This is a genomic window from Shewanella sp. 10N.286.51.B2 (genome assembly GCF_041469265.1).
Taxonomy (GTDB): domain Bacteria; phylum Pseudomonadota; class Gammaproteobacteria; order Enterobacterales; family Shewanellaceae; genus Shewanella.
The window spans coordinates 110,226-136,775 of the sequence record NZ_JBFRKH010000016.1 but is presented as its reverse complement, the minus strand read 5'-3'; the positions used below and the strand labels follow the sequence as shown (position 1 = coordinate 136,775).

23 protein-coding genes are annotated in these 26,550 nt (G+C 42.2%); 12 read left to right on the top strand and 11 right to left on the bottom strand.

From position 1 onward, the window contains the following. Nucleotides 1-17: 17 nt before the first annotated feature. The 4 genes from AB4140_RS05110 (at nt 18) to AB4140_RS05095 (ending at nt 5,020) form a co-directional block, all read left to right on the top strand. Nucleotides 18-1,091 carry an efflux RND transporter periplasmic adaptor subunit gene (locus AB4140_RS05110; protein ID WP_372000036.1) on the top strand — a complete coding sequence of 358 codons (1,074 nt, stop codon included), beginning with the start codon at nt 18-20 and terminating at the stop codon, nt 1,089-1,091. Nucleotides 1,092-1,094: 3 nt separating this feature from the next. Continuing rightward, nucleotides 1,095-4,358, top strand: a complete 3,264-nt coding sequence (locus tag AB4140_RS05105; protein WP_372000035.1) for an efflux RND transporter permease subunit — start codon at nt 1,095-1,097, stop codon at nt 4,356-4,358. Between the two features lie 22 nt (nt 4,359-4,380). Then, nucleotides 4,381-4,590 carry a DUF2892 domain-containing protein gene (locus AB4140_RS05100; protein ID WP_102437507.1) on the top strand — a complete coding sequence of 70 codons (210 nt, stop codon included), beginning with the start codon at nt 4,381-4,383 and terminating at the stop codon, nt 4,588-4,590. Between the two features lie 61 nt (nt 4,591-4,651). Continuing rightward, nucleotides 4,652-5,020 carry a rhodanese-like domain-containing protein gene (locus AB4140_RS05095; RefSeq protein ID WP_102437595.1) on the top strand — a complete coding sequence of 123 codons (369 nt, stop codon included), beginning with the start codon at nt 4,652-4,654 and terminating at the stop codon, nt 5,018-5,020. Between the two features lie 100 nt (nt 5,021-5,120). Here the strand turns inward: AB4140_RS05095 and purU are convergent, their stop codons facing one another. The 5 genes from purU to AB4140_RS05070 form a co-directional block, all read right to left on the bottom strand. Beyond that, nucleotides 5,121-5,993, bottom strand: coding sequence for a formyltetrahydrofolate deformylase (gene purU / locus AB4140_RS05090; RefSeq protein ID WP_102530720.1), 873 nt, complete (start codon nt 5,991-5,993; stop codon nt 5,121-5,123). Nucleotides 5,994-6,193: 200 nt separating this feature from the next. Beyond that, on the bottom strand, nt 6,194-7,666 hold the full coding sequence (locus AB4140_RS05085; RefSeq protein WP_372000033.1) for a PTS transporter subunit EIIC: 1,473 nt from the start codon (nt 7,664-7,666) through the stop codon (nt 6,194-6,196). Continuing rightward, complete coding sequence (locus AB4140_RS05080) at nt 7,618-8,082, bottom strand: flavodoxin (protein ID WP_102520704.1); 465 nt, start codon at nt 8,080-8,082, stop codon at nt 7,618-7,620. The genes AB4140_RS05085 and AB4140_RS05080 overlap by 49 nt, the downstream gene beginning before the upstream one ends. A 440-nt stretch (nt 8,083-8,522) precedes the next feature. After that, the gene (gene truC, locus AB4140_RS05075) at nt 8,523-9,368 is read right to left on the bottom strand and encodes a tRNA pseudouridine(65) synthase TruC (protein WP_303461367.1); all 846 of its coding nucleotides are present in this window, start codon (nt 9,366-9,368) and stop codon (nt 8,523-8,525) included. A 1-nt stretch (nt 9,369) separates the two neighbouring features. After that, nucleotides 9,370-9,687, bottom strand: a complete 318-nt coding sequence (locus AB4140_RS05070; protein WP_102520705.1) for a YqcC family protein — start codon at nt 9,685-9,687, stop codon at nt 9,370-9,372. A gap of 119 nt (nt 9,688-9,806) precedes the next feature. Here AB4140_RS05070 and AB4140_RS05065 point away from each other — a divergent pair, with 119 nt between their 5' ends. Both AB4140_RS05065 and AB4140_RS05060 read left to right on the top strand, forming a co-directional pair. Beyond that, nucleotides 9,807-10,835 (top strand): DUF3549 family protein, encoded by a 1,029-nt coding sequence (locus tag AB4140_RS05065; protein ID WP_102437518.1) that lies wholly within the window; start codon nt 9,807-9,809, stop codon nt 10,833-10,835. After that, nucleotides 10,832-11,218, top strand: a complete 387-nt coding sequence (locus AB4140_RS05060; protein WP_102437520.1) for a DUF3301 domain-containing protein — start codon at nt 10,832-10,834, stop codon at nt 11,216-11,218. Before AB4140_RS05065 ends, AB4140_RS05060 begins: the two co-directional genes overlap by 4 nt. Nucleotides 11,219-12,825: 1,607 nt before the next feature. On the opposite strand, the gene AB4140_RS05055 is transcribed toward AB4140_RS05060, so the two are convergent. Further along, nucleotides 12,826-13,140, bottom strand: coding sequence for an Mpo1-like protein (locus tag AB4140_RS05055; RefSeq protein WP_372000032.1), 315 nt, complete (start codon nt 13,138-13,140; stop codon nt 12,826-12,828). Then, nucleotides 13,141-13,779 (bottom strand): GNAT family N-acetyltransferase, encoded by a 639-nt coding sequence (locus AB4140_RS05050; RefSeq protein WP_372000045.1) that lies wholly within the window; start codon nt 13,777-13,779, stop codon nt 13,141-13,143. Between the two features lie 165 nt (nt 13,780-13,944). Between AB4140_RS05050 and AB4140_RS05045 the strand changes: the two genes are divergently transcribed. Continuing rightward, complete coding sequence (locus AB4140_RS05045; protein ID WP_102437524.1) at nt 13,945-14,175, top strand: DUF2789 domain-containing protein; 231 nt, start codon at nt 13,945-13,947, stop codon at nt 14,173-14,175. Here AB4140_RS05045 and AB4140_RS05040 read toward each other — a convergent pair. Beyond that, on the bottom strand, nt 14,172-14,558 hold the full coding sequence (locus tag AB4140_RS05040; protein WP_102475704.1) for a DUF3192 domain-containing protein: 387 nt from the start codon (nt 14,556-14,558) through the stop codon (nt 14,172-14,174). The two genes, AB4140_RS05045 and AB4140_RS05040, sit on opposite strands and share 4 nt — an antisense overlap. A 191-nt stretch (nt 14,559-14,749) precedes the next feature. Here AB4140_RS05040 and AB4140_RS05035 point away from each other — a divergent pair, with 191 nt between their 5' ends. Together AB4140_RS05035 and AB4140_RS05030 are read left to right on the top strand one after the other, a co-directional pair. Continuing rightward, nucleotides 14,750-15,082 carry a hypothetical protein gene (locus AB4140_RS05035; protein WP_102437528.1) on the top strand — a complete coding sequence of 111 codons (333 nt, stop codon included), beginning with the start codon at nt 14,750-14,752 and terminating at the stop codon, nt 15,080-15,082. A 44-nt stretch (nt 15,083-15,126) separates the two neighbouring features. Next, on the top strand, nt 15,127-15,900 hold the full coding sequence (locus tag AB4140_RS05030; RefSeq protein WP_303501539.1) for a Zn-ribbon-containing protein: 774 nt from the start codon (nt 15,127-15,129) through the stop codon (nt 15,898-15,900). 139 nt (nt 15,901-16,039) lie between these two features. On the opposite strand, the gene syd is transcribed toward AB4140_RS05030, so the two are convergent. Next, nucleotides 16,040-16,693, bottom strand: coding sequence for a SecY-interacting protein (syd, locus tag AB4140_RS05025; RefSeq protein WP_102520708.1), 654 nt, complete (start codon nt 16,691-16,693; stop codon nt 16,040-16,042). 121 nt (nt 16,694-16,814) lie between these two features. Here syd and queF point away from each other — a divergent pair, with 121 nt between their 5' ends. Continuing rightward, nucleotides 16,815-17,669: an NADPH-dependent 7-cyano-7-deazaguanine reductase QueF gene (queF, locus tag AB4140_RS05020; protein WP_102437534.1), complete on the top strand. Its 855-nt coding sequence runs from the start codon at nt 16,815-16,817 to the stop codon at nt 17,667-17,669. Between the two features lie 106 nt (nt 17,670-17,775). Here the strand turns inward: queF and AB4140_RS05015 are convergent, their stop codons facing one another. Continuing rightward, entirely contained in the window at nt 17,776-18,603 is an 828-nt protein-coding gene (locus AB4140_RS05015; RefSeq protein ID WP_277869087.1) for a 4'-phosphopantetheinyl transferase superfamily protein, read from the bottom strand. A gap of 192 nt (nt 18,604-18,795) precedes the next feature. Further along, nucleotides 18,796-20,826 (bottom strand): elongation factor G, encoded by a 2,031-nt coding sequence (gene fusA / locus AB4140_RS05010; protein ID WP_372000031.1) that lies wholly within the window; start codon nt 20,824-20,826, stop codon nt 18,796-18,798. A 519-nt stretch (nt 20,827-21,345) separates the two neighbouring features. Between fusA and AB4140_RS05005 the strand changes: the two genes are divergently transcribed. Both AB4140_RS05005 and AB4140_RS05000 read left to right on the top strand, forming a co-directional pair. Then, on the top strand, nt 21,346-22,203 hold the full coding sequence (locus AB4140_RS05005) for a transcriptional regulator (RefSeq protein WP_241901113.1): 858 nt from the start codon (nt 21,346-21,348) through the stop codon (nt 22,201-22,203). Beyond that, nucleotides 22,200-26,550, top strand: a 4,351-nt coding sequence (locus AB4140_RS05000) for a beta-ketoacyl synthase N-terminal-like domain-containing protein (RefSeq protein ID WP_372000030.1), incomplete at its 3' end; no start/stop codon positions are given. The genes AB4140_RS05005 and AB4140_RS05000, both read left to right, overlap by 4 nt.

The window sequence follows — 26,550 nt, the reverse complement described above, 5'->3', positions numbered from 1 at the left end:
AATTTTTGAGGTGGAACATGGCAACCTTTCACAAACGCTTATCTTTATTTAGTGCAGTAATTCCTACGCTGCTGGCTATTGTTAGCTATAGCGCTATAGCTGATACAGCCAAGCTAAAAACCGATAAAGCTTTTGATACCCTAACAGTCACTGAAACAGAGTCTGTTTCATCAATAATCATTGATGGACAAGTGGAAGCGATTAAAGCCGCTACCGTTTCAGCACAAACCTCAGGGCGCATTATTCAAGTCAATTATGATGTCAATGATGTGGTCACCGCGGGCGCGTCTTTACTTGAAATTACCAGTGATGAGCAGACAGCAGAATTTAATGCGGCAGAGGCTCAGCTTGCCAGTTCAGAAGCCATGAACTTTGAAGCACAAGCGACACTGACTCGTTATGCGGCGCTGTTTCCTCAAGGGGCCATATCTCAAGGGCAAATGGATGAAGCAACCGCCAATGCCAAATCCAGTAAGCAAGCGGTATCAGCTGCAAAAGCTCAGCTTAATAAAGCAAAACAAAGTTTAAATTACACTGTGGTTTCTGCGCCATTTGAAGGCCGAGTGACTGAACGCTTTATTGAACTCGGTGAAACCATTTCATACGGTCAGCCATTATTTTCCGGTTTTGATACCCGAGAGTTACGCGCAACTTTTAATGTACCCTCTCGATACTTAGCCAACCTGCAAGCGGCTAAACAGCTTGAATTAACCTTAACTAATGGTGAAAAAGTTATCAGTAACCATATCAATGTTTACCAATTTGCCGATGCCAACAGTCACCAGCATCAAGTAAGAGTAAATTTTAGTCACCCTCAAGCTCTCACCGGCCAATGGGTTAAAATCGCGGTACCCGTTAAAACCAGTAACGTGGTCATTATTCCCTTAAGTGCCCTTTATCAGGTCAATGATCTGGATGGCGTGTATCGAAAAGTTGGCCAGCACACCTTGTTAACACAAATTCGCCTCGGAAAAATTGACAAGCAACTGCAAACTGTTGAAGTGTTATCAGGTCTTGATAAAGGTGATGAAATTATCCTTAACGCTAGTCGCTACGTGTTACTGCGTGCAGCTAACCAAAGTAAGGAGTAGTTCATGGCTAACTCAGAACCTCGTTTAGGTATTTCTGGCACTATTGCTAAGAACTTTCAAACCAGTGCTATCACCCCTTTACTGGCTATTTTGGCATTACTACTCGGCTTATTTGCGGTGCTCATTACCCCTAAAGAAGAAGAGCCGCAAATCGATGTCACCTTTGCTGATGTGTTTATCCCCTATCCTGGTGCAACTCCTACTCAAGTCGCTAATCAGGTTACCTTACCTGCCGAAAAAATTATTTCAGAAATTAAAGGTGTTGATACCCTTTACTCATTCTCACAGCCTGACGGCGCCTTAATCATTGCCATCTTCAAAGTGGGCATTCCTCGAGAACAAGCTGTTGTCGATTTATACAATAAAATTTATTCCAACCTTGATAAATTCAATCAAGCTGCAGGAATTGGTGAGCCGCTGATTAAACCTCGCGGTATTGATGACGTACCTATTTTTGGTCTCACCTTATGGTCAGATGATCCCACCATGAACCCTGAGCAACTCACTAAAGTCGCTACGGTACTAGAAACTGAACTAAAACGTATCCCAGGCACCCGTGAGATATATTCTCAAGGTAGGCATGAGCTTATTGCCAATGTTCGCTTAGATCCTAGTAAGCTAAACAGTTTTGGGATCACGATTGAACAAATTGAGCAAGTGCTAAACAGTAATAATTCCGTCTCAACAACAGGTTCATTAACCCAAAATAATCAAGAGATTAAGGTTCAAACTGGACAGTTTTTAGACTCAATTGACGATCTTAAAAACCTGGTTATCAAAGTAATACCCGCTAATAACTCAATCACTGAGCCTGCCAGCGCCAAGGTGGTTTATTTAGCCGATGTTGCTGATATCACCTTAAAAAGCGATATTCAAAAGCAGCAGGTCTGGCATGCTAATCAGCAAGGTCAATTCCCTGCTGTAACCATTGCTATTGGTAAGCAAGCCGGTGAAAACGCGGTAGATATTGCCAATTTAATTACAGATAAAGTTGCCAAACTCGATAACTTACTTATTCCTGATAACGTCAATGTCGCCGTTTCCCGTAACTATGGTGCTACCGCAGGTGACAAAGCCAGCACACTGATATTTAAATTAATCTTTGCTACTGCAGCAGTGGTGATATTGGTGCTATTAACCATGGGCGCCCGCGAGTCAGCCATTGTTGGCGTCGCGATTATCATTACCTTAGCACTAACGCTATTTGCCTCATGGGCATGGGGCTTTACCCTTAACCGTATTTCACTTTTTGCACTGATATTTTCAATTGGGATCTTAGTGGATGACGCCATTGTTGTGGTAGAAAACATTCACCGTCATATGGCGATGAGTAATAAACCGCTCACAGAATTAATCCCACAGGCTGTGGATGAAGTGGGCGGTCCGACAATTTTGGCCACCTTTACCGTTATTGCGGCATTACTGCCAATGGCGTTTGTTTCTGGCTTAATGGGCCCTTACATGAGCCCTATTCCCATCAATGCCAGTATGGGCATGCTTATCTCGCTATTGATTGCTTTTGTGATGACCCCATGGCTGAGTAATAAATGGCTTAATGCCAAAGCTCACCGAGGTAACACCAGCAGTGACCTAAATGAGCAACCCCATACAGAAACAGCCTCAACTAAATTACTGAGCTTTTTCACTTTCATCATGAAACCATTTCTTGATGGTGAACACGCCAGTAAGGCGCGTAAAGCTATGGCGTTAGGCATTTCGCTGTTAATCGCATTGGCAGTGTCATTACCCTTCATGCAAGCCGTTGTGCTTAAAATGCTGCCTTTTGATAATAAATCGGAGTTTCAGGTGATTGTTGATCTACCTGAAGGCACGCCGTTTGAGCAAAATCAAAAACTGCTACAAGAGCTTGGACTTTATCTGACGACTGTTGAAGAAGTTGAACACTTGCAGTTGTACGCAGGCACCCACTCGCCAATGAATTTTAACGGCCTAGTGAGACATTACTTTTTACGTGAAAGCCAAGAAGTGGCTGATATTCAAGTCAATCTGGTTGAAAAGTCAGAACGTGATAGAAACAGTCATGATATTGCTATGTCAGTGAGAGAGCCTTTGCAAGCCATTGGTGTCGCTTACAATGCCAATATCAAAATTGTTGAAGTGCCTCCTGGCCCACCAGTATGGTCGCCGATTGTAGCTGAAGTTTACGCGCCAACCACAGCGCTGCGCGAACAAGCGGCTAACGATTTAATGAGCCGTTTTCAGCAAACTGAGCATGTTGTAGATGTGGATATTTATTTACCCGCACAGCAAAGCAAATGGCAAGTGAGTATTGATCGTAATCGCGCTGCAATTGCTGGGGTGGCTTACTCAAGTATTGTTAATACTATTCAAGCGGCAATTGATGGCAAAGATGCCAGTTACCTTTATCAAAGCAACTTGCACCTGCCAACACCAATCAGGCTGCAGCTTGATGAAGCCGCCAAGGTGGATATGCATCAGGTGATGTTATTAAAAATCCCTTCAGCCTCAGGAGCAATGGTCACCCTTGCTGATGTGGCTTCAATTAAACAAACCAGCATTGATACCACTATTATCCATAAAAATATGGTGCCCATGATCATGGTCATTGCCGATATGGCAGGCCCGACAGGCAGCCCTTTGTATGGCATGTTTGATATGGTAGGCCAAATAAACCATGAGCAAGAAAGTGGTGAAGCAGCATACCCAATGAGCCAATACTTTGCCAATCAGCCCGACGGCTTAGATGAAGTTGCCGTACTATGGGATGGCGAGTGGAAAATAACTTATGAAACCTTCCGCGATATGGGTATTGCTTATGCGGTGGGTATGATTGCGATTTACTTATTAGTAGTCGCACAATTTAAATCTTATACCGTGCCACTGATTATTATGGCGCCCATTCCATTAACCATTATTGGGGTCATGCCAGGGCACGCAATACTCGGGGCGCAATTCACCGCCCCATCAATGATAGGCATGATCGCGCTGGCCGGTATCATAGTGCGAAACTCAATTTTGCTGGTTGATTTTATCCATCAACAGGCAACCGAAGGTGTACCGTTTGAACAAGCCGTGATCAACGCCGCCGCAGTGCGCGCCAAACCAATTATGTTAACGGCCTTTGCCGCCATGATTGGCGCACTATTTATCATTGATGACCCGATTTTTAGTGGGCTAGCAATCAGCCTTATTTTCGGGATATTTATTTCAACCATTTTAACCTTGGTCGTTATCCCAGTACTGTATTACGCAGTAATGAAAAACCGCCAAGGGATCCACAACTAATCTAACGTTTAAGGAGTTACTTATGTCTATTGAAAGATCAATTATGGCTTTTGCCGGCTTTATGGTGCTGTTATCTTTAGTGCTTACCGCTACCGTCAGTCACCATTTTATTTGGCTGACAGCATTTGTTGGTGCTAATCTATTTCAAAGTGCTTTTACTGGTTTTTGTCCCGCCGCTATGGTGATGAAAAAACTCGGTCTAAAAACCGAAGCTGAAAAAGCAACCCAATAGCATTGCAAAAATATATCAATAAGGAGCCACAGTGCAGCTATTAGATTGTAATAAATTGACCATGCAAACAGTTAAAGCGCTCACCCTACTTGCCATGTGCTTAATGGTATTAACAGTGAGTAAAATCAGCGTTGCCCAAGATATGAATCCCGTTATTGCGTGGGAAAAAATTAACAAGGGTGCGATGATATTGGATGTAAGAACCGCTGAAGAGTTTGCCGCAGGTCACCTTGAGGGCGCGATTAATATTCCCTTTAATATCGCCCTTAAAGAGCTAAATAAACAAAATATTGCCAAAGATACAGCCATCGTATTGTATTGCCGCAGCGGCCGCAGAAGCGGTATTGCCAACGATGAGTTAGCAGCTGCAGGCTACACTCAAACTTATAACGGTGGCGGCATTGCTACTTTATCAGCAAATAAGCAATAACCCGCTTTATTAACGCTTACAGCTAAATGAGCCCCTTATTGGATATAAAAAAGGTCTGCCAGATAACTCTGACAGACCTTTTTGTTACTTCATTAAAAGTCTAAAAAACCACGGTTTTGTTACCATAGACTACTACTTGTTCATCAAGGACAAGCTGCAGGGCTTTACTCAGGACGCTTTTTTCAACATCGCGGCCATTATGGGCTAGTTCTTCTGCGCTGAAACTATGATCAACATTAATCACATCTTGTTTGATAATAGGCCCTTCATCTAAGCAATTATTGACAAAGTGGGCTGTCGCACCAATGATTTTTACCCCACGCTCCCACGCTTGACGATAAGGTGAGGCGCCAATAAATGCCGGTAAAAATGAGTGATGAATATTGATAATGGTATTGGGAAACTCAGCGACAAACTCAGGAGTTAAAATTCGCATATATTTTGCCAATACAATGTAATCAGCATTATAGGTTTTTATAACCTCAAGCATCGCTTGCTCGTGCTGGGCTCGGTCTAAACCTTCATGACTAACATGATGAAATGGAATATCAAACTTTTCAGTTAAGCCTTGCAACACATCGTAGTTACCCACCACTGCAGCGATCTCAACATCTAAACCGCCATAATAGGACTTCATTAAAATATCACCTAAACAATGGGCTTCTTTGGTGACTAAAATGACTATACGTTTTCGGCCTGCATCCACCAGCTTCATGTGATTTTGTAGAGGCAGCACCTCAGTTAAGTCGGCCAATAACTGCTGATCGTTAATTTGTCCTTCAAGGACTGTACGCATAAAAAAGCGCCCTTGTTCATGGTCAACAAACTCGGTGTTTTTAATAATATTTAGCTTATGGGCAAAACACACCCCGGTAATTTTAGCGATAAGGCCTTTTGCATCTTCACAATCAGTGATCAAAATTTTTCGCTCTAGGCTTGCTGTATTGTTAACTGGGTTACTTTTAGACTTCATAAACTATTGGCTCACAAGAATTAAATCGATGACGTTTACATTCAAATAAAATGCAGCTGGCTAAAAACTATATTTTACTTTTAACATAGCTTTTATGGGAGATGTAATTAAATAACCAGATATATCAATAATTGATTTTTTTATAGCAACCTAATTATTAAATAGTTAAAAGAGTTGCTATATTTATGAGGTTTTAATAATCATTTACGGGTGTCGAGGTACTTTTGCAGTAGTTTGCGCAAACTTTCCGCCTTAGTCCCAAATACCACCTGTACTCCATGCCCCACTTTGATCACCCCTTTCGCGCCTAAGCGCATCAACCTGGGTTTATCGACAAGTTTTGGATTCACGACTGTAATGCGTAAGCGGGTTAAACAAGCATTTAATTCAACAATATTGTCAGCCCCGCCAAGAGCACTAATCATGCTGCGTAGGCTTTCTTTATTGCCGTGACCATCAGCTTCTAACCGCCCAGGGGTTTTTAAGTTAAATGCTACAATACTCACCCTAAATAAAAGATAATAAACAAACCCCGTTAATGGCCCTAAAAACCAAATCCATTGAGTATTACTTGATTGAGCAAACAACAAACTGAAATCAATCAGTCCGTGGGAAAACACCACACTATGTTTTACTTCAAGCAAAACACAAACGCTATAGGCCACACCAGTCAGAATGGCGTGAATTAAAAACAATATCGGCGCCACAAACATAAAGGCAAATTCAATGGGTTCGGTGATCCCAGTTAACCAACTTGCGGTTGCCGCTGACAGCATAATCCCGGCAATGCGATTACGTTCAGATTTATCCGCGCTACGCCAAATAGCCAACGCTGCAGCAGGGAGTCCCCACATTTTTATGAGGTAACCCCCAGCAAAATTACCCGCAGCAGGATCACCAGCAAGATAGCGAGCTATTTCACCTCTCACCAATTTACCGTCATCAATATATTGTCCCACTTCCAAGTAAAATGGCGCGTTCCAAATGTGGTGTAGGCCCAATGGAATAAGTAATCGTTCAATGGCGCCATAAACACCAAAGGCGACAGCAGGCTCTTGATATACAGCCCATAAGGATAAAGAATCGATTTCATAGGCCAGTGTGGGCCAAATATGGGCCAAGATAAACGCCATCAGCATGGAAAATGGAATAATGATTAACGCAGCGCTTCGATGGCCTTCAAAAAATGAGAACACTGCTGGCAGTTTTACATTTTCACTCAATCGCACCACCAAACAAGTCAGCGCGCCAATCAGCACACCACCAGCAATTCCGGTATCCATTGTCTCCATCCCCCAAATGGGCCTCGAGGGTAAGTGATAAAGGGTTGTCATTGCTCCAAGGCTTGAAATATAAACGCCAAAGCCAAAAACTGCGACAAAGGCGGCAATACCTTGGTCTTGACAAAAGCCAATGGCAATAGCTATCGCAAATAATAGCGGCATCATGGTAAAAATTAGATTACCCACATTCGAAAGCACGATGGCGAGTTCGGTAGATATAAAAGGAAGGGGATTGGCAGAAAGCCCGAGCATGACACCTGCAGCGGGTAAAATGGCGATGGGAATTAACAGCGCCTGACTAAGACGCTGAGCAAATTTAAACCACCGCTGGCTTAATAACCTTAACTGTCTTGCGACTGGGTTACTGCGGTTTGCCAAGTTGTTATCCATTGTGTGGCTTCTGTTTCTGGTTCCATGGTTTCACAGGCATCAATTTCAAGGCGCGGCGTAATACTGGTTGCACCGAGTTCAGTAAGCAGTTCATCAAATTGTTTTCCTCCGCCGCAGAATGTTTCATAGCTTGAGTCACCTAAGGCAATAACGCTGTAGTTAAGCTTAGGCAAATAAGGCGCTATTGAGCGCAACTCATTAAACCATGGCGCAATATCTTCAGGTAAGTCACCGTGACCAGTGGTAGAGGTCACTATGATCAGTAATTCATCTTCAGCTGGAACATAGCCTAATAGCTCAGTTGGCTGAAACAATTGGGTATTAAAATCCAATTGTGCGATCTTATCGGTTAATGTTTCAGCAACAAATTGTGCACTTCCATACACTGTTCCGAACACTATATTAACTTTATCCATGATATACTTTTCCCCAAGCTCACTGACTGCATTGATTATTACAGCTTAAATGCTGACTAATTTGAGTTAATAGCTTCACCATACTGCATTCCAGCGCTGGGCTGCAAGTATGAAATACAAACAAAAGTAACAACTTATCTAAACGTTAAGGTTATTGTTATGCGCCAAGCCAACCGGCATAGATTGTTCAAACTCCAGCATAAGGCCGCCCATATTAGGCGAAACTTTTACTTTAGATGTGAACAACAAGATACTAGCGAGCCACTTGCAAAAATTGATGAGTTCGAGAAGTTGAAGGCATTATTGTTAAAACACAATAAAACCCCTTTAAAACAAAGTACTTAATAAGCGCACTTACCAAGTACTTGGATTTATCTTTAAGATTCTTACGTAACTTATTATTACGTGATAGTTTTTACGTAAGAATTTTTTATAGCCTACTAAGCAATATCCATAGGTGCTGAGCAATCAAGCGCATCATCCCAGCCAAACTGCTCAAATATCCTCAGCCATTCTTGCTCCAATTCTGTTTCTATATGCATTTTCTCTAAGGTCACAGGATGAGTAAAACGAATTGACTTAGCGATAAGCCATAAACGATTTATCTCAAAGTGCGATCTAAAAAACTTATTCTGCTTACCATCACCATGGGTGGTATCACCAATAATAGGATGACGTAAATGTGCCATATGTCGTCTCAGTTGATGTTTACGGCCCGTTTGCGGTGTAAGGTTAATTAAGCAAAAGCGGCTACTGGGATAACGTCCAGAACTGTATGGGATCTCTGCATTCATTAACGGCTTATAATCAGTTACCGCTTCTTGTGCGGGCTTATCTTTATTGGCCTTTTTGTCGGCAACATCATCTAGTTCTACTTTTAAAGCGTAATCTAAACGATCTGACTCATGCATATTGCCTCGAACCAAAGCGATATATTCTTTCGTCACTTGATGATGTTCAAACTGCTCACAAAGCGCTCTGGCGACTTCACTGCTTTTGGCAAAAACTAACACTCCAGATGTGGGTCTATCTAATCTGTGCACCGGAAACACATGGCAGCCCACTAGGTCTCGAGTCAGTTGCATCGCAAAAAAGCGCTCCTTTCTTGCAAGGTAACTGCGGTGCACCAACAAACCAGCCGGCTTATGAATAACCACCAGATGCTCATCTTCAAAAAGAATTTCTAACTCAGGCGGTGTTTCATCTTCAAGCCCCTCCGCTGCTAGCGTTTCAGCTTGAAGGCTCGCTGCATCTTCTTGGTCATCGAAATATTCATCATCTATCATGTTATTGCTCACTTAAAAAGGTGTCTAACTCAGCCAATAAACGTATCAAAGGATTAAGATCATCACGCTGACTCCACACATGTGCCGCCATAGGGGCTAAGGCTATTTGAGTAGGTAAAGCCTGCTTCATACAAATAAGCTGTTGCATCTTAGGGATAAAAATAAACTGCAACCATTGCTCAAACCCCATGGTATCGCAGGCAAAAGGAGAACTGCTCGCAAGCGCTTGAGCAGAAGGTTTAGTCGATGACCAAAGGTTTGCATCTTTAAGGTTTTGTTCTATCTGAATTAAGTATTGCTCTGTTTTAATATACGGCATAACTGTGATTTATCGCTCACACAAGTTTGAAATAACACGATTGTTTGTGCGACTAATTATATCATCAGGAGGCAGTTAACCCTATAATACGCACAAGTTAATCGCTATATAAAAACACCATGACACAACTCGAAACCCTAAGTGAATTTTTAGACACCGCTAATACTCAATTTCAGGTTTATGATTTAGGCCGCAGAGTCGAAAACATCGATATGATGTTGTTTAATCAAATTGAAGCATTAAAAACCCCTTACCCTTTTCCAACTCAAGGTCATGCACAATTTGCCATCGTGTTTTGGCGCGAAGCACAGCCACCTTTTATTTGGTTTTTAAAGCTGCCACTGGATGAGCAAGGCTTGTTGTCTCCAGCGCAGCGCAGTCAATTCATCAAAATGATCCTCGAAGCTCTAGGGCAAGATCCAACCAAAGCATTAAGTGATGAAGAACAAGAGCGCTATGCTAATCACCCTTTTAGCTTCAAGCCTAGCCAGGAAAAGCTAGCGCTATTTAATGCCTTAGTAAAACGTCAATTAAGCCAGCAACCATCAGCGCAATATCAATTTGCCGCTAGCTACTTTGCTGCGCTGATAGCAAGTCCAAAGAAAGTGGATGACTCGTGGCAGCAATTAGGGCTTCAAGGCATTGCCGACATCTGTGTGCGCCTAGATCAACATAACCACGCTGCAGAAATTAATGCCGCTTTTGAATTTGCCCCAGTTGAAGTTCAAGCAGCTATTTGCCAATGCTTAGAACATGTGACCATTGATGCAGTGCTTGCACAAACCTTGTTTGATAAGTTATCTCAAGCGCCGGTTGAGCATAAGCATATCTATCTTAGAGCCCTTGCTTCACAAGCTGAGTTAACTCAAAAAGCCATTAAGCAATTGGTTAATTACCAACAACTTGATGAAAACTTATTGATCACCATTGCTGCCAGAAACTGGATTGCATTAAAAGATGACCAAACTCGCAAACTTTATCTAGAAGTCTTAGCAAATCAGCCACAAATCTTCTTTAACCAAGTATTTGCTGATATCGTGTCTATACCGAGTTTACGCCAGCCGCTGTTGCTTGAACTAAGAAATACCGAACGAAGTGAGAAACTATCAGCGGCTATTGGCGGTTTATTTAAGGCACTAAGCCAATGATGTCAGATTTTATTTTAATCGTAGCAGTCGTGGTTGTGGGCGCATTCTTTTGGCAATTACGACAAATGGCAGAAATTAGCCGTAAGTATGCTGAAAGCGCCTGCGGCAAGCAAAAAGTACAACTCCTTGCTATCGCAATGGAGTCAGCAAGACCTAGCCTGGGTGGTACTACTGGCCTTTGTTGGCGTGCTAAATTTTTGTTTGAATTTAGCACCGATGGCATGAACCAATATCGCGCGCATATCCAAATGCATGGTAAAAAAATAGAAAAAATAAATTGGCCTATTTTCCCAGAGCCAGAATGGATGGATGCGCCGATGGCAAAAGGTAAGTTTGGTGGTTGTGGCGGCGCATCTAGCTGCAACTCCGGAAAGTGTAAGTAATTTATTGGCTTAACGACTCAATAGGTAAGCCATACTGCATAAACCATTTTTTACTGGAAAATCGTTATTTATTAAACGCTAGCCAAAAGAAAGACCGCGACAAATCATTGCCGCGGTCTCTTGTGCTTTTGTTAAGCCATCCAGCTATTGTTGTGCTCCCTGCACCATCCATGCGTCTAACTTGCTCCGAGCGCTATCCTTATTCAATCCTTGATATTCCTTGTACACTTAAGTACTTTCCATTTTACTCGATTATCCATTGACCGAGCCTGCTCAAATCCTTAAGCGTGTCCTTAATTCATCCTTGGGGTTCTTCCATGACATCCTTTAATCAAGTTATTGCATCCAATGCAATCACCATAAATCCCTTATGGCGTAAATCCCTTAATTGATGTCCTTCAATCTAATAAAGTCGCTTATATCCATAAACTGCAGTGATGGGGTATTAGTTAACTCCTTGTCACTAACCTTTTAATCATGCCACTGTCCATAGCGTACATTTTACCTTGATTTGAAAGTCACTGTAGAGCAGAAAATACTTTACTTATAATCCTATTGATACAACTTAAGCACTTCCTGTGCATATTTGCTTTCTTGGTATCTATTATAGTTCATATGGTTCAACAGGTAAGTCATAAGTATTCACATTACAGCGTAATTACAAAGTAGTAACACCACTAAACCAGCAGGCGTCAAATTAAAATCAATAAAAACAACAGCTTTAAAATAAACCTAATTTAAGGCGCGTTTCAAATGCGATAAGGCTTACACCCCTTGTGAGATATATCGCACAAACACTCTAGCTATTAGGGAAATTAACCACTGCAAAAAAATTCACATATTTAACATTTGTATTTCTGAAATGTAAAAAGCGCAATCCTAATAAATTAAGATTGCGCCTATTTTACGCTCTGTTAGCTTATCCGGCTAAATTGTGCTTCCCTGCTCCATCCATGCGATTATTTGCTCCCTGCTCCCTTTATTCCCTGTTACTCAATTTCCTTGTATTCTTGCCAGTTGCTGAATACTTGAGTTTTCAATCCATTGAACAGTCTATCCCTTTGACTGACAGTTTTACTCCTAGATTACCATCCTGGTATGATGCATCCTGCAATCCGTCATCATCCTGATGAGGGTTCATCCTAGTTTCAGTTATCCATAACTGAGCTTATGCCCTTTCCTTGAGCGTGTCCTGACTTCGTCCTGAATTCATATTTTGAGATAGCTAATAAGAGGTTTTCTCATATAAATATCTCAATGAATAACCAGCCCCCTTCCTTTAATTTTCATCTCATCCTGAGACATTAACGACCAAAGGTTGTTGGCTTTACAATATGACTATTCATTATAAGTGCAATATTAAACAAAACACCCTGTTTTATTTATGTTGCGACCTTGTGGAATATTTTAGCTAAATTCATTGGCGAGAAAACACCCCATTTACTCACAAACCAATAAATTCTCGTCACCAAAACAGACCTGAAAACTTAAGGCTATGTTTTAATTGGTAAAAAACAAATTCAGCTAGAGAATGCATACAGACTAAAGTTAGATAACTTACAGGGTATGTGAGATAAGTCTTACACGCCAAAGTGAAACTTGCCTGTTTATGACTTTGAGAGGAATAGCTTTTTTAACATTTGCGCAAACATTACCCAGTCAGCGAGCAAACTGTATAGCGGGTATTCAAAAGTAGCAGGTTTGTTTTTTTCAAATACAAAGTGACCAATCCATGCAAATCCATAACCGATGACAGGGATAAATAATAGTTGCCACCATTGCTGGCTAACTAGAGTCACCAACAGCAATAACACTATCAGTCCAGAGCCGAGGTAATGTAAGCGCCGACATGTGGCATTTTGATGTTGTGATAAATAAAAAGGATAAAACGACTTAAAGTCTTGACACTGTTTATCAGCCATTTATTGCTCCGATTTACTTTGATAAATTAATATCTCACCATCAACAGAGCCAATGGTTTGATCAGACAAATGGCCAAAACCTTCACCAATAAAAAGCGCTGCATGTTTATCGTTGTTAACAAATACTCCGATCCCATCGAGCCCTAACTGCTCATCGCACCAACTTAACACCGCTTGAATTAATTTTGCCCCATTACCTTTTCTTTGCTCATTAGGGCTCAAAGCGATAAATTGTAAAATACCGTATTGTTTACTCGGTAAACTTTCTAAGATGGTATGCTCTTTTTTAATAAATGCTTGGGTTGAACTCCAACCAGTGCCGAGTACCATTTTTAAACGCCAGTGCCAGTAACGACTTTCACCAAGAGGCACTTGATGGGTGATCACACAGGCGACACCGATGAGACGTTTGCCTTCAAACCAACCAATTAATGGTTGCTCTTGCTGCCATAACTCTGTGAGCTCTTCTCTGATTGCAGCCCGCAGTTTTTGTTCGTAATTGGCTTTATTAGCAGTGGCTAAAGCTTCAATAAAAAATGGATCATCATGATAGGCATTATAAATAATCGATGCTGCAACTCTTAGATCTTCCGCAGTCAAATAAACCGCTCTAGGTTGATCGTTAGTTTGTTCATCCAAAGACGGCGCAGCTTGAGTTTTCGGGGGCAAAGTGTTGTTTTCCATGATGTCACTCTTAACTAATCCAGTTGATAGTCTCAACTTAACAACTTTGAAACATATTGCAATTTAAATAGGGTCACCTAATCTTAGTAAAGTAATATCATTCATACATGGTGAAAGCTCATGGATACGACAACGACAACATTTGAACACTTATTTCAGCAATTAGGATTAAGTTCATCTAAGGAAGATATTAACCAGTTTATCGAACAACATAAACTGGCTAAAAATAGCACCATTGCACAGGCTGGATTTTGGTCAGAATCGCAAAGACACTTTATTGAAGAGGCCTTACATCAAGACGGCCAGTGGTCTGAATTAATAGACCAACTGGACGTTTTATTAAGAAATTAAATGTTTTGGTAAGCAGTTTCACCCCAACCCACTAATTTATTGTCACTTATTACAACTGGGGTACATTCACTTTTTGTGGTTTTGCCGTCACCTTTACTCCATTGAGTACGGTAGAAAAACACCTGAACCTCTTTCTTTGGACTTTCAGCGTCAGCTTGGGTCACATAAGCCTCACTGAAATCAGCCGTTCCCATCAAAATGGTGACTTGATCTTTTGCCATTCCGATTGAAAGTTTCGCTAAGTTATTACGATTAGTTTGTTGTTGTTTTTGCCAATATGAATCACTACGCTTACCTTCGTGATCGCCCACATTCAATACGCAACCAGTTAGTGAAGTCGCTGCTATAGCCATAATTAATGCTGCACCCAATTTTGCTTTCATAATACGTCCCTTTCAAATGGTTCTAATGTAATTTCTACTGAAACTGTTTTTCAGAGTAAGTTATACTGTTCTCAATACTGATTAAGCTAAAAGTGTGCCAAAAATTAAAGCCTTGATTTTATTCACCATTTAAAACCATGTCTCACTTTTTGAGTAATTTCACTACCGATATTTAAGGATTTTCACTAATTATGAGTCCAATTGAACAAGTCCTTGCGGCGGCAAAATCCATTGCTGTAGCAGGTCATACGCCAACATTAGCGTTAATAAAAGGTAAATTAGGTACGCGGATAGCCATGCCAACCCTTATTCAGGGGTTGCAGCAATTTAAAGCCATCCCCAAAGAGCAATGGCAAGACTTACCCGATTTAGCAGCCATGATACAGCCAGCTAATACTGAAACGGCTCAAGACCCATTAACGGCGCTAGAACAAAAATGGCAGGCTAAATTTGACGCTGTCGAAAGTGAATTTGCCCTAAAGATAGCAGCACTTGAAAAACGAATTGTACAATTAGAAAGTTAAGCACCACATCCTCAATACATTTAACCAGCTAAAAACGGAAAACCATGTTTGTCACTGAACTCAGATTTGAATGTTTCGCCGATACCACTATCACAGCGGCAGAAAAAGCCATTAATAACTTTCTAGAAGCACTCAGAGCCAATGGCCAAGTATTAGGACGAGAATTTGCTGTCGCATTTAATGAAGGTGAGTTTAAAGTCAGGCTATTAATACCTGAAAAAAACAGTTTATCAGCCCGTAACAACAGCCCATGGGTCAAGCAAGCATTAACTATGCTAACTGAAGCAAAGTTATTGGCGCCACGTGAAAAGTTTATCGGCCAAGATATCAATTCAGAGCAAAGTAATATCGACACTCCCAGCTGGCAGGTGCTTTACACCAGCTATGTACATATGTGCTCACCATTAAGAAGTGGCGACAACCTTCTCCCTATTCCGCTATATCAAATTCCAGCAAGCTTTAATGGCGACCATAAGCGAGTTATTCGCTGGCAAACAGAGTGGCAAGCTTGTGATGAACTGCAAATGGCGGCGGCAACCAAAGCTGAATTTGCAGCATTAGAAGAACTGACTAGTCATAAAAGTGATTTATTTAGACGAGGCTGGGATATCCGCGGCAGAATTGAATTTATTACCAAAATTCCGACTTACTATTATCTTTATCGCGTTGGTGGCGAAAGTTTACAGTCTGAAAAAAAACGAGCCTGTCCACGCTGTGGATCGAAACAGTGGTTATTGGATGAGCCATTATTGGATATGTTTCACTTCAGATGTGAGCCATGCAGAATTGTGTCGAATATCTCATGGGATCATCAGTAATAATTTCAAACGTTATTGTTCTGAAGTATCTAACATCGATCAGAACAGCTGCATCATTAACCTTCTTTTCAACAAAAAGCCTGACTTAATTAATCTATAAGTCAGGCTTTTTGGTTTATCGCAAATTAATAACGTTGATCTATGACTTTCGTCTCAATAAGTCATTCCACATCATTTTCATTCGCTGCCAAATCCCCGGATGTGGCACATGGCCATGATCTTCTTCTACAGGTTCAATTGCTGGTGTGACTCTTGGCGTTAGGCTATCGATAAACCCAGCTAGGCTATCAGCAAGCTTTTCATGGGGCTTATTGCCTGGCACTTCAATCCACACACTGCCATCTTCATTATCAACCGTTAGCATGTTATCGCCATCACCCAATACACCGATAAACCAGGTTGGTGCTTGTTTGAGTTTTTTCTTCATCATCAAGTGGCCAATGATATTTTGCTGCAAAGATTCAAAGTCTTGCTGATTCCAAACTTGCAGTAATTCGCCTTCACCCCAGTTTGAATCAAAATACAGTGATGCTGAAAAGAAGTGGCCGTAAAAATCATTGATATCATCATGCAGCTTAAGCTCTAAAGCATGTTCGACATTACTAAAGTCTGCGGTGCTTTTACGCTTAACAGTCTGCCAAAATACCGCTTCATCAGATTCAAGATCATACTGGCCCTCAATACAACTAGACCCTTGACCCATTGGGTAAAATCGCGGTAATTCCCCTAAGGTATCTTGGTAAGCTTGAATATAACGGTTAGAAAATTGATCCAATGATGTTGAACAAGACACTTAAGATGCTCCAATATTGTTTGTGACCAAATAGATTGGTGTATTTGTCACGTACAGTGATTACCTAATTATATAAATTGGTATTATAATAAAGGCCTATTTTGACACGGAAACACACTAGATGACACACAATCACGATCCCTATAGTGATGCTGAAGCACTTAAAGGTTTAACTTTAGGTCAAGCGACGCAATATCAAGCTGAATATGATGCATCATTGCTGCAAGGGGTTCCTCGTAAGCTAAATAGAGATGCCATTGCATTAACGGCTGAGTTACCTTTTCAAGGTGCTGATATTTGGACTGGCTATGAACTATCTTGGCTTAATGCCAAAGGCAAGCCTATGGTAGCCATCATTGAAGTTTACCTTGCCATCGAAAGTGATAACTTAATTGAATCGAAGTCATTTAAGCTTTATTTAAATAGCTTTAATCAAACCCGCTTTGACAGTGTTGAACTAGTACAACAAACTTTACAACAAGATCTTAGCCGCTGTGCCAATGGCGAGGTCACGGTAAAAATCATCGAGCCAAAACATTTTAATACCCAGCGCATTGTCGAGTTACCGGGTAACTGTATTGATGAACTTGATATTGAAGTTGATGATTATCAATTTAAACCTGAGTACCTTGAAGACAGCACTGAAGAGAAACATGTTGCTGAGACACTTACATCCAACTTGCTAAAGTCGAATTGTTTAATTACCTCTCAGCCTGATTGGGGTAGCGTGATGATCCGCTACCAAGGTCCTAAAATCGATCGAGAGAAGTTACTGCGTTATTTGATTTCATTCCGTCAACACAATGAATTTCACGAGCAATGTGTTGAGCGTATTTTTACTGACTTAAAACGTTATTGCCAATGTTCTAAATTAACGGTTTATGCCCGTTATACTCGCCGTGGAGGTTTAGATATTAATCCATTTAGAAGTGATTTTGAGCAGCCGCCTGAGACACATCGTTTAGCGAGACAGTAATTTCAAAAATGATATTACAACTTAAAAGGCACTTTTTAGTGCCTTTTTTGATCTGCAGGTAAACCGACTTAGCTAACGATCAATTTAGGCATGCCTTTAAGGCAACTTAATGAGAATCAATAATAAGCTCAGCCCAATCTATTACTTCAGCGTTATATTCAGGCTCGTTCGCAACACATCCACTATAAAAGCTAATGGCAAACCGATAGCTCTCATTAAGCTTACCTAAACTACAATGCCATTGGTTTTCAATCTCAAAGCGCTCTTTGTCATCATTTATCAGCCGCAAAGAGACATTGAATTGTAAAGGTATGACAGCGCCTTTATTCAGCTTAAGCTCGCTTTTTTCAGCCGATTGAAAATCAAATGCGAATGATTTAAGCGATAAAGCTAAGCCTAAGCCTTTGGCCTTAATGTAAGACTCTTTTAAGGTCCATAAATCAAAGAAACGTTCCCTATGCTCCACTGCTGGTAAAGCTAATAAAGCTGCCGCTTCAGGTTCAGAAAAGTAATGATTTAATATCGAATGAATATTGGTGCTATCACGGCGCCGCTCAATATCCGCCCCCAGCTCAAACGCTTGCATTGGGGCATTAGTTTGATAAATAGCCACCAATAACCAGTCACCACTGTGACTGATGTTGAAACCTAAACCCGTTTGCTGAAATTGCAGATCAGTTAAACGCGGTTTGCCTTTTTCGCCATATTCAAATACCCATTCATTGGGCTTTATATCGGCAAAACGCGACAACAAAGCCCGCAAGTAACCTCTAACCATTAAGCCTTTTTCACGGGCTGATTGTTGAATATAGCGATTCACTTTTTGGGTTTCATCTGCAGGCAACCAAGATGACACCAATGAGGTGGTTTCTTGATCCAATACTGCCGTGGTAAGCGGACAGAAAAATAGATTTATCTTGGTGTCAGAATTCAAAATCAACTCAATAGTAAAACAAAAAGCCATTGTCGCTTGTTTCTAACTGAATTTATAGTCTGTGTAATACACCAAATAAATAAAAACGGCTGGAACATTACAGCCCCTGCCGTTTTAATCCTATTAGCTTGCGATTAAGACCCGTTTATTGCCGTTGGCAACGATTAACTACTCATAGTGAACCCTTGGCGATTAAGCCATCGCGGTGGTCTTTGCCGCTTGCTGAGGTTGTACGTCATAGCGACTAAAGCTCATCGAGAACTGACCGTCACCACCCGTCATCGATTTTAGTCTAGTAGAATAGTCACTGACATTAGCCAAGGGCACTTCGACTTCAACTGTAACCATGCCAGAGCTATCGGCTTGTGTGCCGCACACCATACCTCGCTCGCTACTGATATCGGCGGTGATATCGCCCACATGTTGCTGAGCAACACAAATATTCATTTCAACGATAGGCTCTAAAACCACTGGCTGAGCAAGTTTAACGGCTTCCATAAAGGCTTTTTTACCCGCCATCACAAAGGCAATCTCTTTAGAGTCCACACTGTGATGTTTGCCATCTAATACAGTAACTTTGATGTCTTGCATCGGAAACCCACCAAGCTCACCAGCTGTCATAGCTTCTTTAATTCCCTTTTCAACCGCGGGAATATATTGAGTGGGTACCGAGCCCCCGACCACTTTGCTGACAAACTCAAAACCTTGACCACGCTCAAGGGGCTCAACTTTAAGCTCTACTTCTCCAAATTGGCCAGAGCCACCGGATTGCTTCTTATGACGATATCTAAAGCTCGCCTCACCCATTATGGTTTCACGATAAGCAATGGCTGGAGTGTCAGTGTCCATATCAACATTGAACAGCGTTTGCGCTTTTTCTAATGCAATTTGCAGATGTAAATCACCTTGGCCTTGCAGCACAGTTTGTCCTTCTGCCTCATTACGGGCAATCTGTAAGCTTGGGTCTTCTGCCACTAACTTATGTAGCACTTCCGATATTTTTTGTTCATCACCGCGGCGCTTTGCAGACACGGCCAAGCCAAAAATAGGTTGCGGCAATACCAGCTCAGGTAAATGAAATTCATCTTCATCATGGTTGTCATGCAGCACAGCGCCAACTTCTAACTCATCAATTTTAGCAATGGCGCAGATATCACCCGGGATAGCCTGATTGACGTTACTATGCTGGTCCCCTTGTAACTTAAGAATGTTAGTCACTTTAAAGGGTTTACGGCTATGACCGATAAACAGTTTCATGCCCACTTCTATGGTGCCTTGGTATAAACGAAAAACGCCCATGCGGCCTAAAAATGGATCGATTGACACTCTAAAGATATGGGCTAATACATGGTCATCAGCTTTTTGGCTAACATCAATAGGGGTGGCATTTTCAGTAAAGCCTTTGATAAATTGCGGCGGATTAGCTTCAAGAGGGCTTGGCATCAACTTAGTCAGCATTTCCAGTAACGAGCTAATACCAATGTCTTGTTCTGCACTGGTAAAACACACTGGTACTAAATGACCCATTCGCAATGCGGCTTCTAGCGGCGCATGCAATTGCTCTGGGGTTAATGAATCACCTTGCTCTAAATACAACTCCATTAACCGATCATCTTCTTCAAGCACGGTATCAATGAGTTCATCACGGGCAGTTTCCACATCGCTGAATAAGGTTTTCGCTTTTAGATCGCAATGCAGATAACAATCCACCACATCATTAGCCATTTCATTGGGGAGATTAACGGGTAAGCAGCGATGACCAAATTGCTGCTGGATATCAGTCAGCAATTCAGCAACTAAAGTTTCGTTGCCATCTAAGTGGTTAATGGCAATGATCACTGCTTTGCCCTGCGCTCGGGCTGCTTCAAAGGCTCTTTTGGTTACCGATTCAATCCCAGTGCTGGCATTGACCACCAATAATACCGATTCAACGGCAGAAAGAGGCAATAATGCTCTGCCAATAAAATCAGGTAAACCTGGAGTATCAATAACGTTTAAATGGTGGTTTTGGAAGTCAAAATTAAGAAAGGAAGGTTCTAGGCTGTGGTGGTGGGCTTTTTCTTGGGCAGTGAAATCGGCATGATTTGTGCCCTTGTCGACCCTGCCTTTTAAGGTTATTGCATTGGCGCTAAACAGTAATGCTTCGAGTAAAGAGGATTTGCCTGCGTTGGTGTGACCCATTACAGCCAAATTACGGATTTGCTCAGTGGTGAAATCAGCCATTGTGGCCTCCCTTTATCACATAGTTAATCAATCCATTTCGCTTTAAGCACTGTTAGCTTCACATGTTTAGCTGTAATAACTCAATCTCAGTAAAAGTATGCCGACAGGATTAACTGATTAGTCAGTGAAACCTTGCTGTTCACCTTTTAAGAGCCTGTCCGCCTTGCAAATCAAGTGAGATAATTCATGTCATTTAAAGCAAGTGCCTAGCGCTATTTAAATTCAGTATAGAACTGTAACTATGATTAAAAGTTGACCTAGATCAGGCTTTAACTCACCAATTAAATTTCATAACAAATACTCATTTGAGCTTACAACTGCTCGCTAGTTATGGTCTGATCTGTGAATAATCAGTCTCGGGTGATTGTATCGACCCGAAACCTCAGGTACTCTGCTTGCTCGATTGTGCTAAAACGATGATTATGAAGATTAACTATTGTTCATCTTTACTAGTCCCAACAGATTGTATTGCAAAAATACAGACCAAGGTTAAGCCTTAATGACAGTAGCATTATATAAATGACAGCAGAGCCAAGCGCAAAAGCTGCGATAAAGAAATCAGTGACGACAGACACTAGCACGCCAGTGGTGCGTCACCGTAATGCCACCACCACCCCTGAAATGCGTCAGTTCATTCAAACGTCTGACTTTAGCGTGAGCCAATTAGCTAAAATCCTCAATATTTCAGAGGCCACCGTGAGAAAGTGGCGTAAGCGTGATTCTGTCAGCGATACCCCCACCACGCCACATCACCTCAAAACCACATTGTCGCCAATGGAAGAGTATGTGGTGATCGGTTTGCGCTACCAATTAAAAATGCCGTTGGACAGACTGCTTAAGGTAACCCAGCAGTTTATTAATAAGGATGTCTCTCGCTCAGGGCTTGCCCGCTGCTTAAAACGCTACGGGGTATCAAAGCTTGATGAATTCGAAAGCCCCTATGTGCCCGAGCGCTATTTCAACCAGTTACCTATTGTTCAAGGCACTGATGTCGCCACTTATACTTTGAACCCAGAAACCTTAGCCAAAACCTTATCCTTACCTGAAGCCACTCAAGACAATGTGGTGCAAGTGGTGTCACTGACGATTCCACCACAATTAACGGATAAAGAAAGTTACTCGATTTTACTGGGTGTTGATTTCGCAACTGACTGGGTTTATCTCGACATCTATCAAGACAGCCATACCCAAGCGACTAATCGCTATATCGCTTATGTGTTAAAGCACGGCCCGTTTCATTTAAGAAAATTACTCGTAAAAAATTACCACACTTTTTTAGCTCGCTTCCCGGGCGCTAAAACCATGCATGCTTCGGAAGCAGCACACTCTACAAATAATTCAGCTATGGATAGACTGAACAACGGAGACTCAAAATGAGCCAAGAACCGACCCCACAAGAGTTAGTTGAAGACAAACGACTCAATAAGCGTCTTAAAGATATGCCTATCGCCATTGTCGGCATGGCAAGTATCTTTGCTAATTCGCGTTACTTGAATAAGTTTTGGGACTTAATCAGTGAAAAAATTGATGCCATTACTGAAGTACCTAAGTCGCACTGGCGCCCTGAAGATTACTTCGATGCAGACAAAACAACCCCAGATAAAAGTTACTGTAAGCGCGGTGGCTTCATCCCTGACGTTGACTTTAACCCTATGGAGTTTGGCCTACCGCCAAATATCCTAGAACTCACTGACACCTCACAATTATTATCATTGGTTATCGCCAAAGAGGTGCTTGCCGATGCGGGTGTAACACCTGAATATGACACCGATAAAATCGGTATTACGCTCGGCGTGGGCGGCGGTCAAAAAATCAATGCTAGCCTAACTGCGCGCCTACAATATCCTGTACTTAAAAAGGTATTTAAAAGTAGCGGCTTAAGTGATGCTGACAGCGATATGCTGATCAAGAAATTCCAAGACCAATATGTTCACTGGGAAGAAAACTCATTCCCGGGGTCTTTAGGTAATGTTATCGCTGGTCGTATTGCTAACCGCTTTGATTTAGGTGGCATGAACTGTGTGGTTGATGCAGCATGTGCAGGCTCACTAGCCGCTATGCGTATGGCATTAACAGAGCTGGTTGAAGGCCGCAGTGAAATGATGATCACCGGTGGTGTGTGTACTGATAACTCACCTTCTATGTATATGAGTTTCTCTAAAACGCCTGCATTTACCACTAACGAAACCATTCAACCATTTGATATCGATTCAAAAGGTATGATGATCGGTGAAGGTATCGGCATGGTGGCGCTGAAGCGTCTTGAAGATGCTGAACGTGATGGCGATAGAATCTACTCTGTTATTAAAGGTGTGGGCGCGTCATCAGATGGTAAATTTAAATCAATTTATGCGCCACGCCCAGAAGGCCAAGCAAAAGCATTAAAACGAGCTTATGATGATGCCGGTTTTGAGCCTCACACTGTTGGTTTAATTGAAGCACATGGTACAGGTACTGCTGCAGGTGACGTAGCTGAATTTAACGGTCTTAAGTCCGTTTTTGGCGAGTTTAATGACACTAAACAACACATTGCTTTAGGTTCAGTTAAGTCTCAAGTGGGTCACACTAAGTCAACAGCTGGCACGGCAGGTGTTATTAAAGCAGCCCTAGCCCTGCATCATAAAGTGCTGCCACCAACCATAAACGTGTCTAAGCCTAATCCCAAACTAAATGTTGAAGATTCGCCGTTTTTCTTAAATACCGAAACCCGTCCTTGGATGCCGCGCCCTGATGGCACCCCGCGTCGTGCTGGTATTAGCTCATTTGGTTTCGGCGGTACTAACTTCCATATGGTGCTTGAAGAATACACAGCAGAACATGCTCGTGATGCGAAATACCGTCAACGCCAAGTACCTCAAAGTGTGTTAATTAGCGCCGATAATAAAGCGGCACTTCAAACTGAAGTTAGCACGTTAATCGCTGCCATCGCTAAGCTAACTGATACTGACAACACCAGTATTGCTCAAGCTGAACTTACCCGCATTGCTAAGCAATATGCCGTTAGAACATTAGATGTAAACGCGCCACGTTTAGGCTTAGTTGCTGCGAATTTAGCAGAGCTAACGGCTCAATTACAATTGGCATTAAAACAGCTTGAAAGCCAAAACAGTGATGCTTGGCAATTGCCGTCTGGCACTAGCTACCGCTCTGCAGCATTGATAACTGCTGCTAAAGCTAGCAAGTCTGCTAATAGTCCAAAAGTCGCTGCGTTATTTGCAGGCCAAGGTTCTCAATACTTAAACATGGGTATTGAAGTCGCTTGTCATTTCCCAGAAATGCGTCAGCAACTTAACAAGGCTGATAAAGTCTTCGCTAGCTTTAACAAAACGCCGCTTTCACAAGTCTTATTTCCAATCCCTGCATTTGAAAAAGCAGATAAAGAGGCTCAAGCAGCGTTACTGACGAGCACTGATAACGCCCAAAGCGCCATTGGTGTCGTCAGCATGAGTCAATACCAGTTATTCACTCAAGCAGGATTTGCTGCTGACATGTTTGCGGGTCACAGCTTTGGTGAGCTTTCTGCATTATGTGCAGCGGGTGTTATCTCTAATGATGACTACTACCAATTATCTTTTGCACGCGGCGAGTCAATGGCAGCATCTGCTGTTGATAAAGACGGTAATGCACTTGATAAAGGCACCATGTACGCCATTATCTTGCCAGCAAATGATGCTGACGCGGCCAATGCTGAAAATATCGCAAAATTAGAAAGCTGCATCAGTGATTTTGATGGCGTAAAAGTGGCTAACTACAACTCAGCGACTCAGCTTGTTATTGCAGGTCCTACTGAAAGTTGCGCAGCTGCGGCTAAAGCCATTAGCGCATTAGGCTTTAAAGCAATTGCACTGCCAGTATCTGGCGCCTTCCATACTCCGCTTGTGGGTCATGCACAAAAGCCATTTGCTAAAGCGATCGATAAAGCCAAATTTAGCGCAAGTAAAGTGGCCTTGTTCTCAAATGCTAGCGGTGAGCAACACCCAACAGATGCTAAATCAATTAAAGCGGCATTCAAGCAACATATGCTGCAATCAGTGCGCTTTACTGATCAGCTAAATAATATGTATGACGCGGGTGCACGGGTATTTGTTGAATTTGGTCCTAAGAACATTCTTCAAAAACTGGTACAAGCCACCTTGGGCGATAAAGCTGAGTCAGTTTCTGTTGTCAGCATAAACCCGAATCCTAAAGGTAATAGTGATACCCAGCTTCGCATTGCTGCTATGCAACTTTGTGTATTGGGCGCACCCTTGACTGAAATTGATCCATACCAAGCTGACATTGCAGCGCCTGCTAAACCTAAAGGCATGAACGTCAAACTGAATGCATCGAACCATATTAGCGCGCCAACCCTTGCAAAAATGGAAAAATCATTGGCGACAGGCCAAGTAACATCACAAGTGGTTGAAACCATCGTTGAGAAGATTGTTGAAAAGCCAGTTGAGAAAATCGTAGAAAAGATTGTGGAAAAAGAAGTGATAAAAACTGAATATATTGAAGTGGCCTCAGCCAATGCCAACGCACCAGCTGTTAGCAATACAGTAACCACTGCGCCTGTAGCTGGCAATGCACTAGCGCAACCTGCTGCAGGAACTGGTAGCTTAGAAGCATTTTTCAATGCCCAGCAACAAGCTGCAAACTTACATCAGCAGTTCTTGGCTATTCCTCAACAATACGGTGATACCTTTACTCACCTGATGACAGAGCAAAGCAAAATGGTTGCGGCAGGACTCGCTATTCCAGAGAGCTTACAGCGCTCAATGGAGCTATTCCACCAGCATCAAGCACAAACACTACAAAGCCATACATTGTTCCTTGAGCAGCAAGCACAATCAAGCCAGTCTGCCCTTGCTATGCTAACAGGCACTTCGCTGCCAGTTCAGCCGCAGACAGTAGCAACAACAGCAGCTCCAGCAATGACTCAGGCTGTTGCAGCAACAGCGACAGTTCAAACGCCAACTCAAGTACCTGCGCCTGTTGCAGCGCCAGTAGCAAAAGCTCCGGTAACACAATCACAGATAGCACAAGAGCCTGCAGCAAAAGTAACAGCCCCATTAGCACCAGCAAGAACCGTTACTGCAGAACCTATTTCAGCGTCAGCAGCTCCAGTGCAATTAATGCCTGCTGGTTTATCAGCAGAAACAGTCTTGAACACTATGTTAGAAGTGGTTGCTGAAAAAACTGGCTACCCCACTGAAATGCTAGAACTTGGCATGGATATGGAAGCGGATTTAGGTATCGATTCAATCAAGCGTGTTGAAATCTTAGGCACGGTACAAGATGAGCTACCTGGTTTACCAGAGCTTAGCCCAGAAGATTTAACTGAGTGTCGTACCCTTGGCGAAATCGTAGCTTATATGAACAGCAAACTGCCCGCCGCGGGCGCTATGAACTCTGCGCCACCAGCAATTTCAGTAGCTCAAGCCGCACCAGTAGCTTCAGGTTTATCGGCTGAAACAGTATTGAATACCATGCTAGAAGTGGTTGCTGAAAAAACCGGTTACCCAACTGAAATGCTAGAACTTAGCATGGATATGGAAGCCGATTTAGGTATCGATTCAATCAAGCGTGTTGAGATTTTAGGCACAGTACAAGATGAGCTACCGGGTTTACCAGAGCTTAGCCCAGAAGATTTAGCTGAGTGTCGTACCCTTGGCGAAATCGTATCTTACATGAACAGCAAACTGCCCGCCGCGGGCGCTATGAACTCTAAGTTACCCGCTGAAG

Bases quoted from the DNA above. Each gene is read 5' to 3' on its own strand.
- AB4140_RS05100 (WP_102437507.1), top strand. From the start codon at position 4,381: ATGTCTATTGAAAGATCAATTATGGCTTTTGCCGGCTTTATGGTGCTG.
- AB4140_RS05060 (WP_102437520.1), top strand. From the start codon at position 10,832: ATGATGTCAGATTTTATTTTAATCGTAGCAGTCGTGGTTGTGGGCGCA.
- AB4140_RS05065 (WP_102437518.1), top strand. From the start codon at position 9,807: ATGACACAACTCGAAACCCTAAGTGAATTTTTAGACACCGCTAATACT.
- AB4140_RS05085 (WP_372000033.1), bottom strand. From the start codon at position 7,666: ATGGATAACAACTTGGCAAACCGCAGTAACCCAGTCGCAAGACAGTTA.
- AB4140_RS05110 (WP_372000036.1), top strand. From the start codon at position 18: ATGGCAACCTTTCACAAACGCTTATCTTTATTTAGTGCAGTAATTCCT.
- AB4140_RS05005 (WP_241901113.1), top strand. From the start codon at position 21,346: ATGACAGCAGAGCCAAGCGCAAAAGCTGCGATAAAGAAATCAGTGACG.
- queF (WP_102437534.1), top strand. From the start codon at position 16,815: ATGACACACAATCACGATCCCTATAGTGATGCTGAAGCACTTAAAGGT.
- AB4140_RS05055 (WP_372000032.1), bottom strand. From the start codon at position 13,140: ATGGCTGATAAACAGTGTCAAGACTTTAAGTCGTTTTATCCTTTTTAT.
- AB4140_RS05045 (WP_102437524.1), top strand. From the start codon at position 13,945: ATGGATACGACAACGACAACATTTGAACACTTATTTCAGCAATTAGGA.
- AB4140_RS05040 (WP_102475704.1), bottom strand. From the start codon at position 14,558: ATGAAAGCAAAATTGGGTGCAGCATTAATTATGGCTATAGCAGCGACT.
- fusA (WP_372000031.1), bottom strand. From the start codon at position 20,826: ATGGCTGATTTCACCACTGAGCAAATCCGTAATTTGGCTGTAATGGGT.
- AB4140_RS05030 (WP_303501539.1), top strand. From the start codon at position 15,127: ATGTTTGTCACTGAACTCAGATTTGAATGTTTCGCCGATACCACTATC.
- AB4140_RS05035 (WP_102437528.1), top strand. From the start codon at position 14,750: ATGAGTCCAATTGAACAAGTCCTTGCGGCGGCAAAATCCATTGCTGTA.
- AB4140_RS05080 (WP_102520704.1), bottom strand. From the start codon at position 8,082: ATGGATAAAGTTAATATAGTGTTCGGAACAGTGTATGGAAGTGCACAA.
- truC (WP_303461367.1), bottom strand. From the start codon at position 9,368: ATGATAGATGATGAATATTTCGATGACCAAGAAGATGCAGCGAGCCTT.
- AB4140_RS05105 (WP_372000035.1), top strand. From the start codon at position 1,095: ATGGCTAACTCAGAACCTCGTTTAGGTATTTCTGGCACTATTGCTAAG.
- purU (WP_102530720.1), bottom strand. From the start codon at position 5,993: ATGAAGTCTAAAAGTAACCCAGTTAACAATACAGCAAGCCTAGAGCGA.
- AB4140_RS05095 (WP_102437595.1), top strand. From the start codon at position 4,652: ATGCAAACAGTTAAAGCGCTCACCCTACTTGCCATGTGCTTAATGGTA.
- AB4140_RS05070 (WP_102520705.1), bottom strand. From the start codon at position 9,687: ATGCCGTATATTAAAACAGAGCAATACTTAATTCAGATAGAACAAAAC.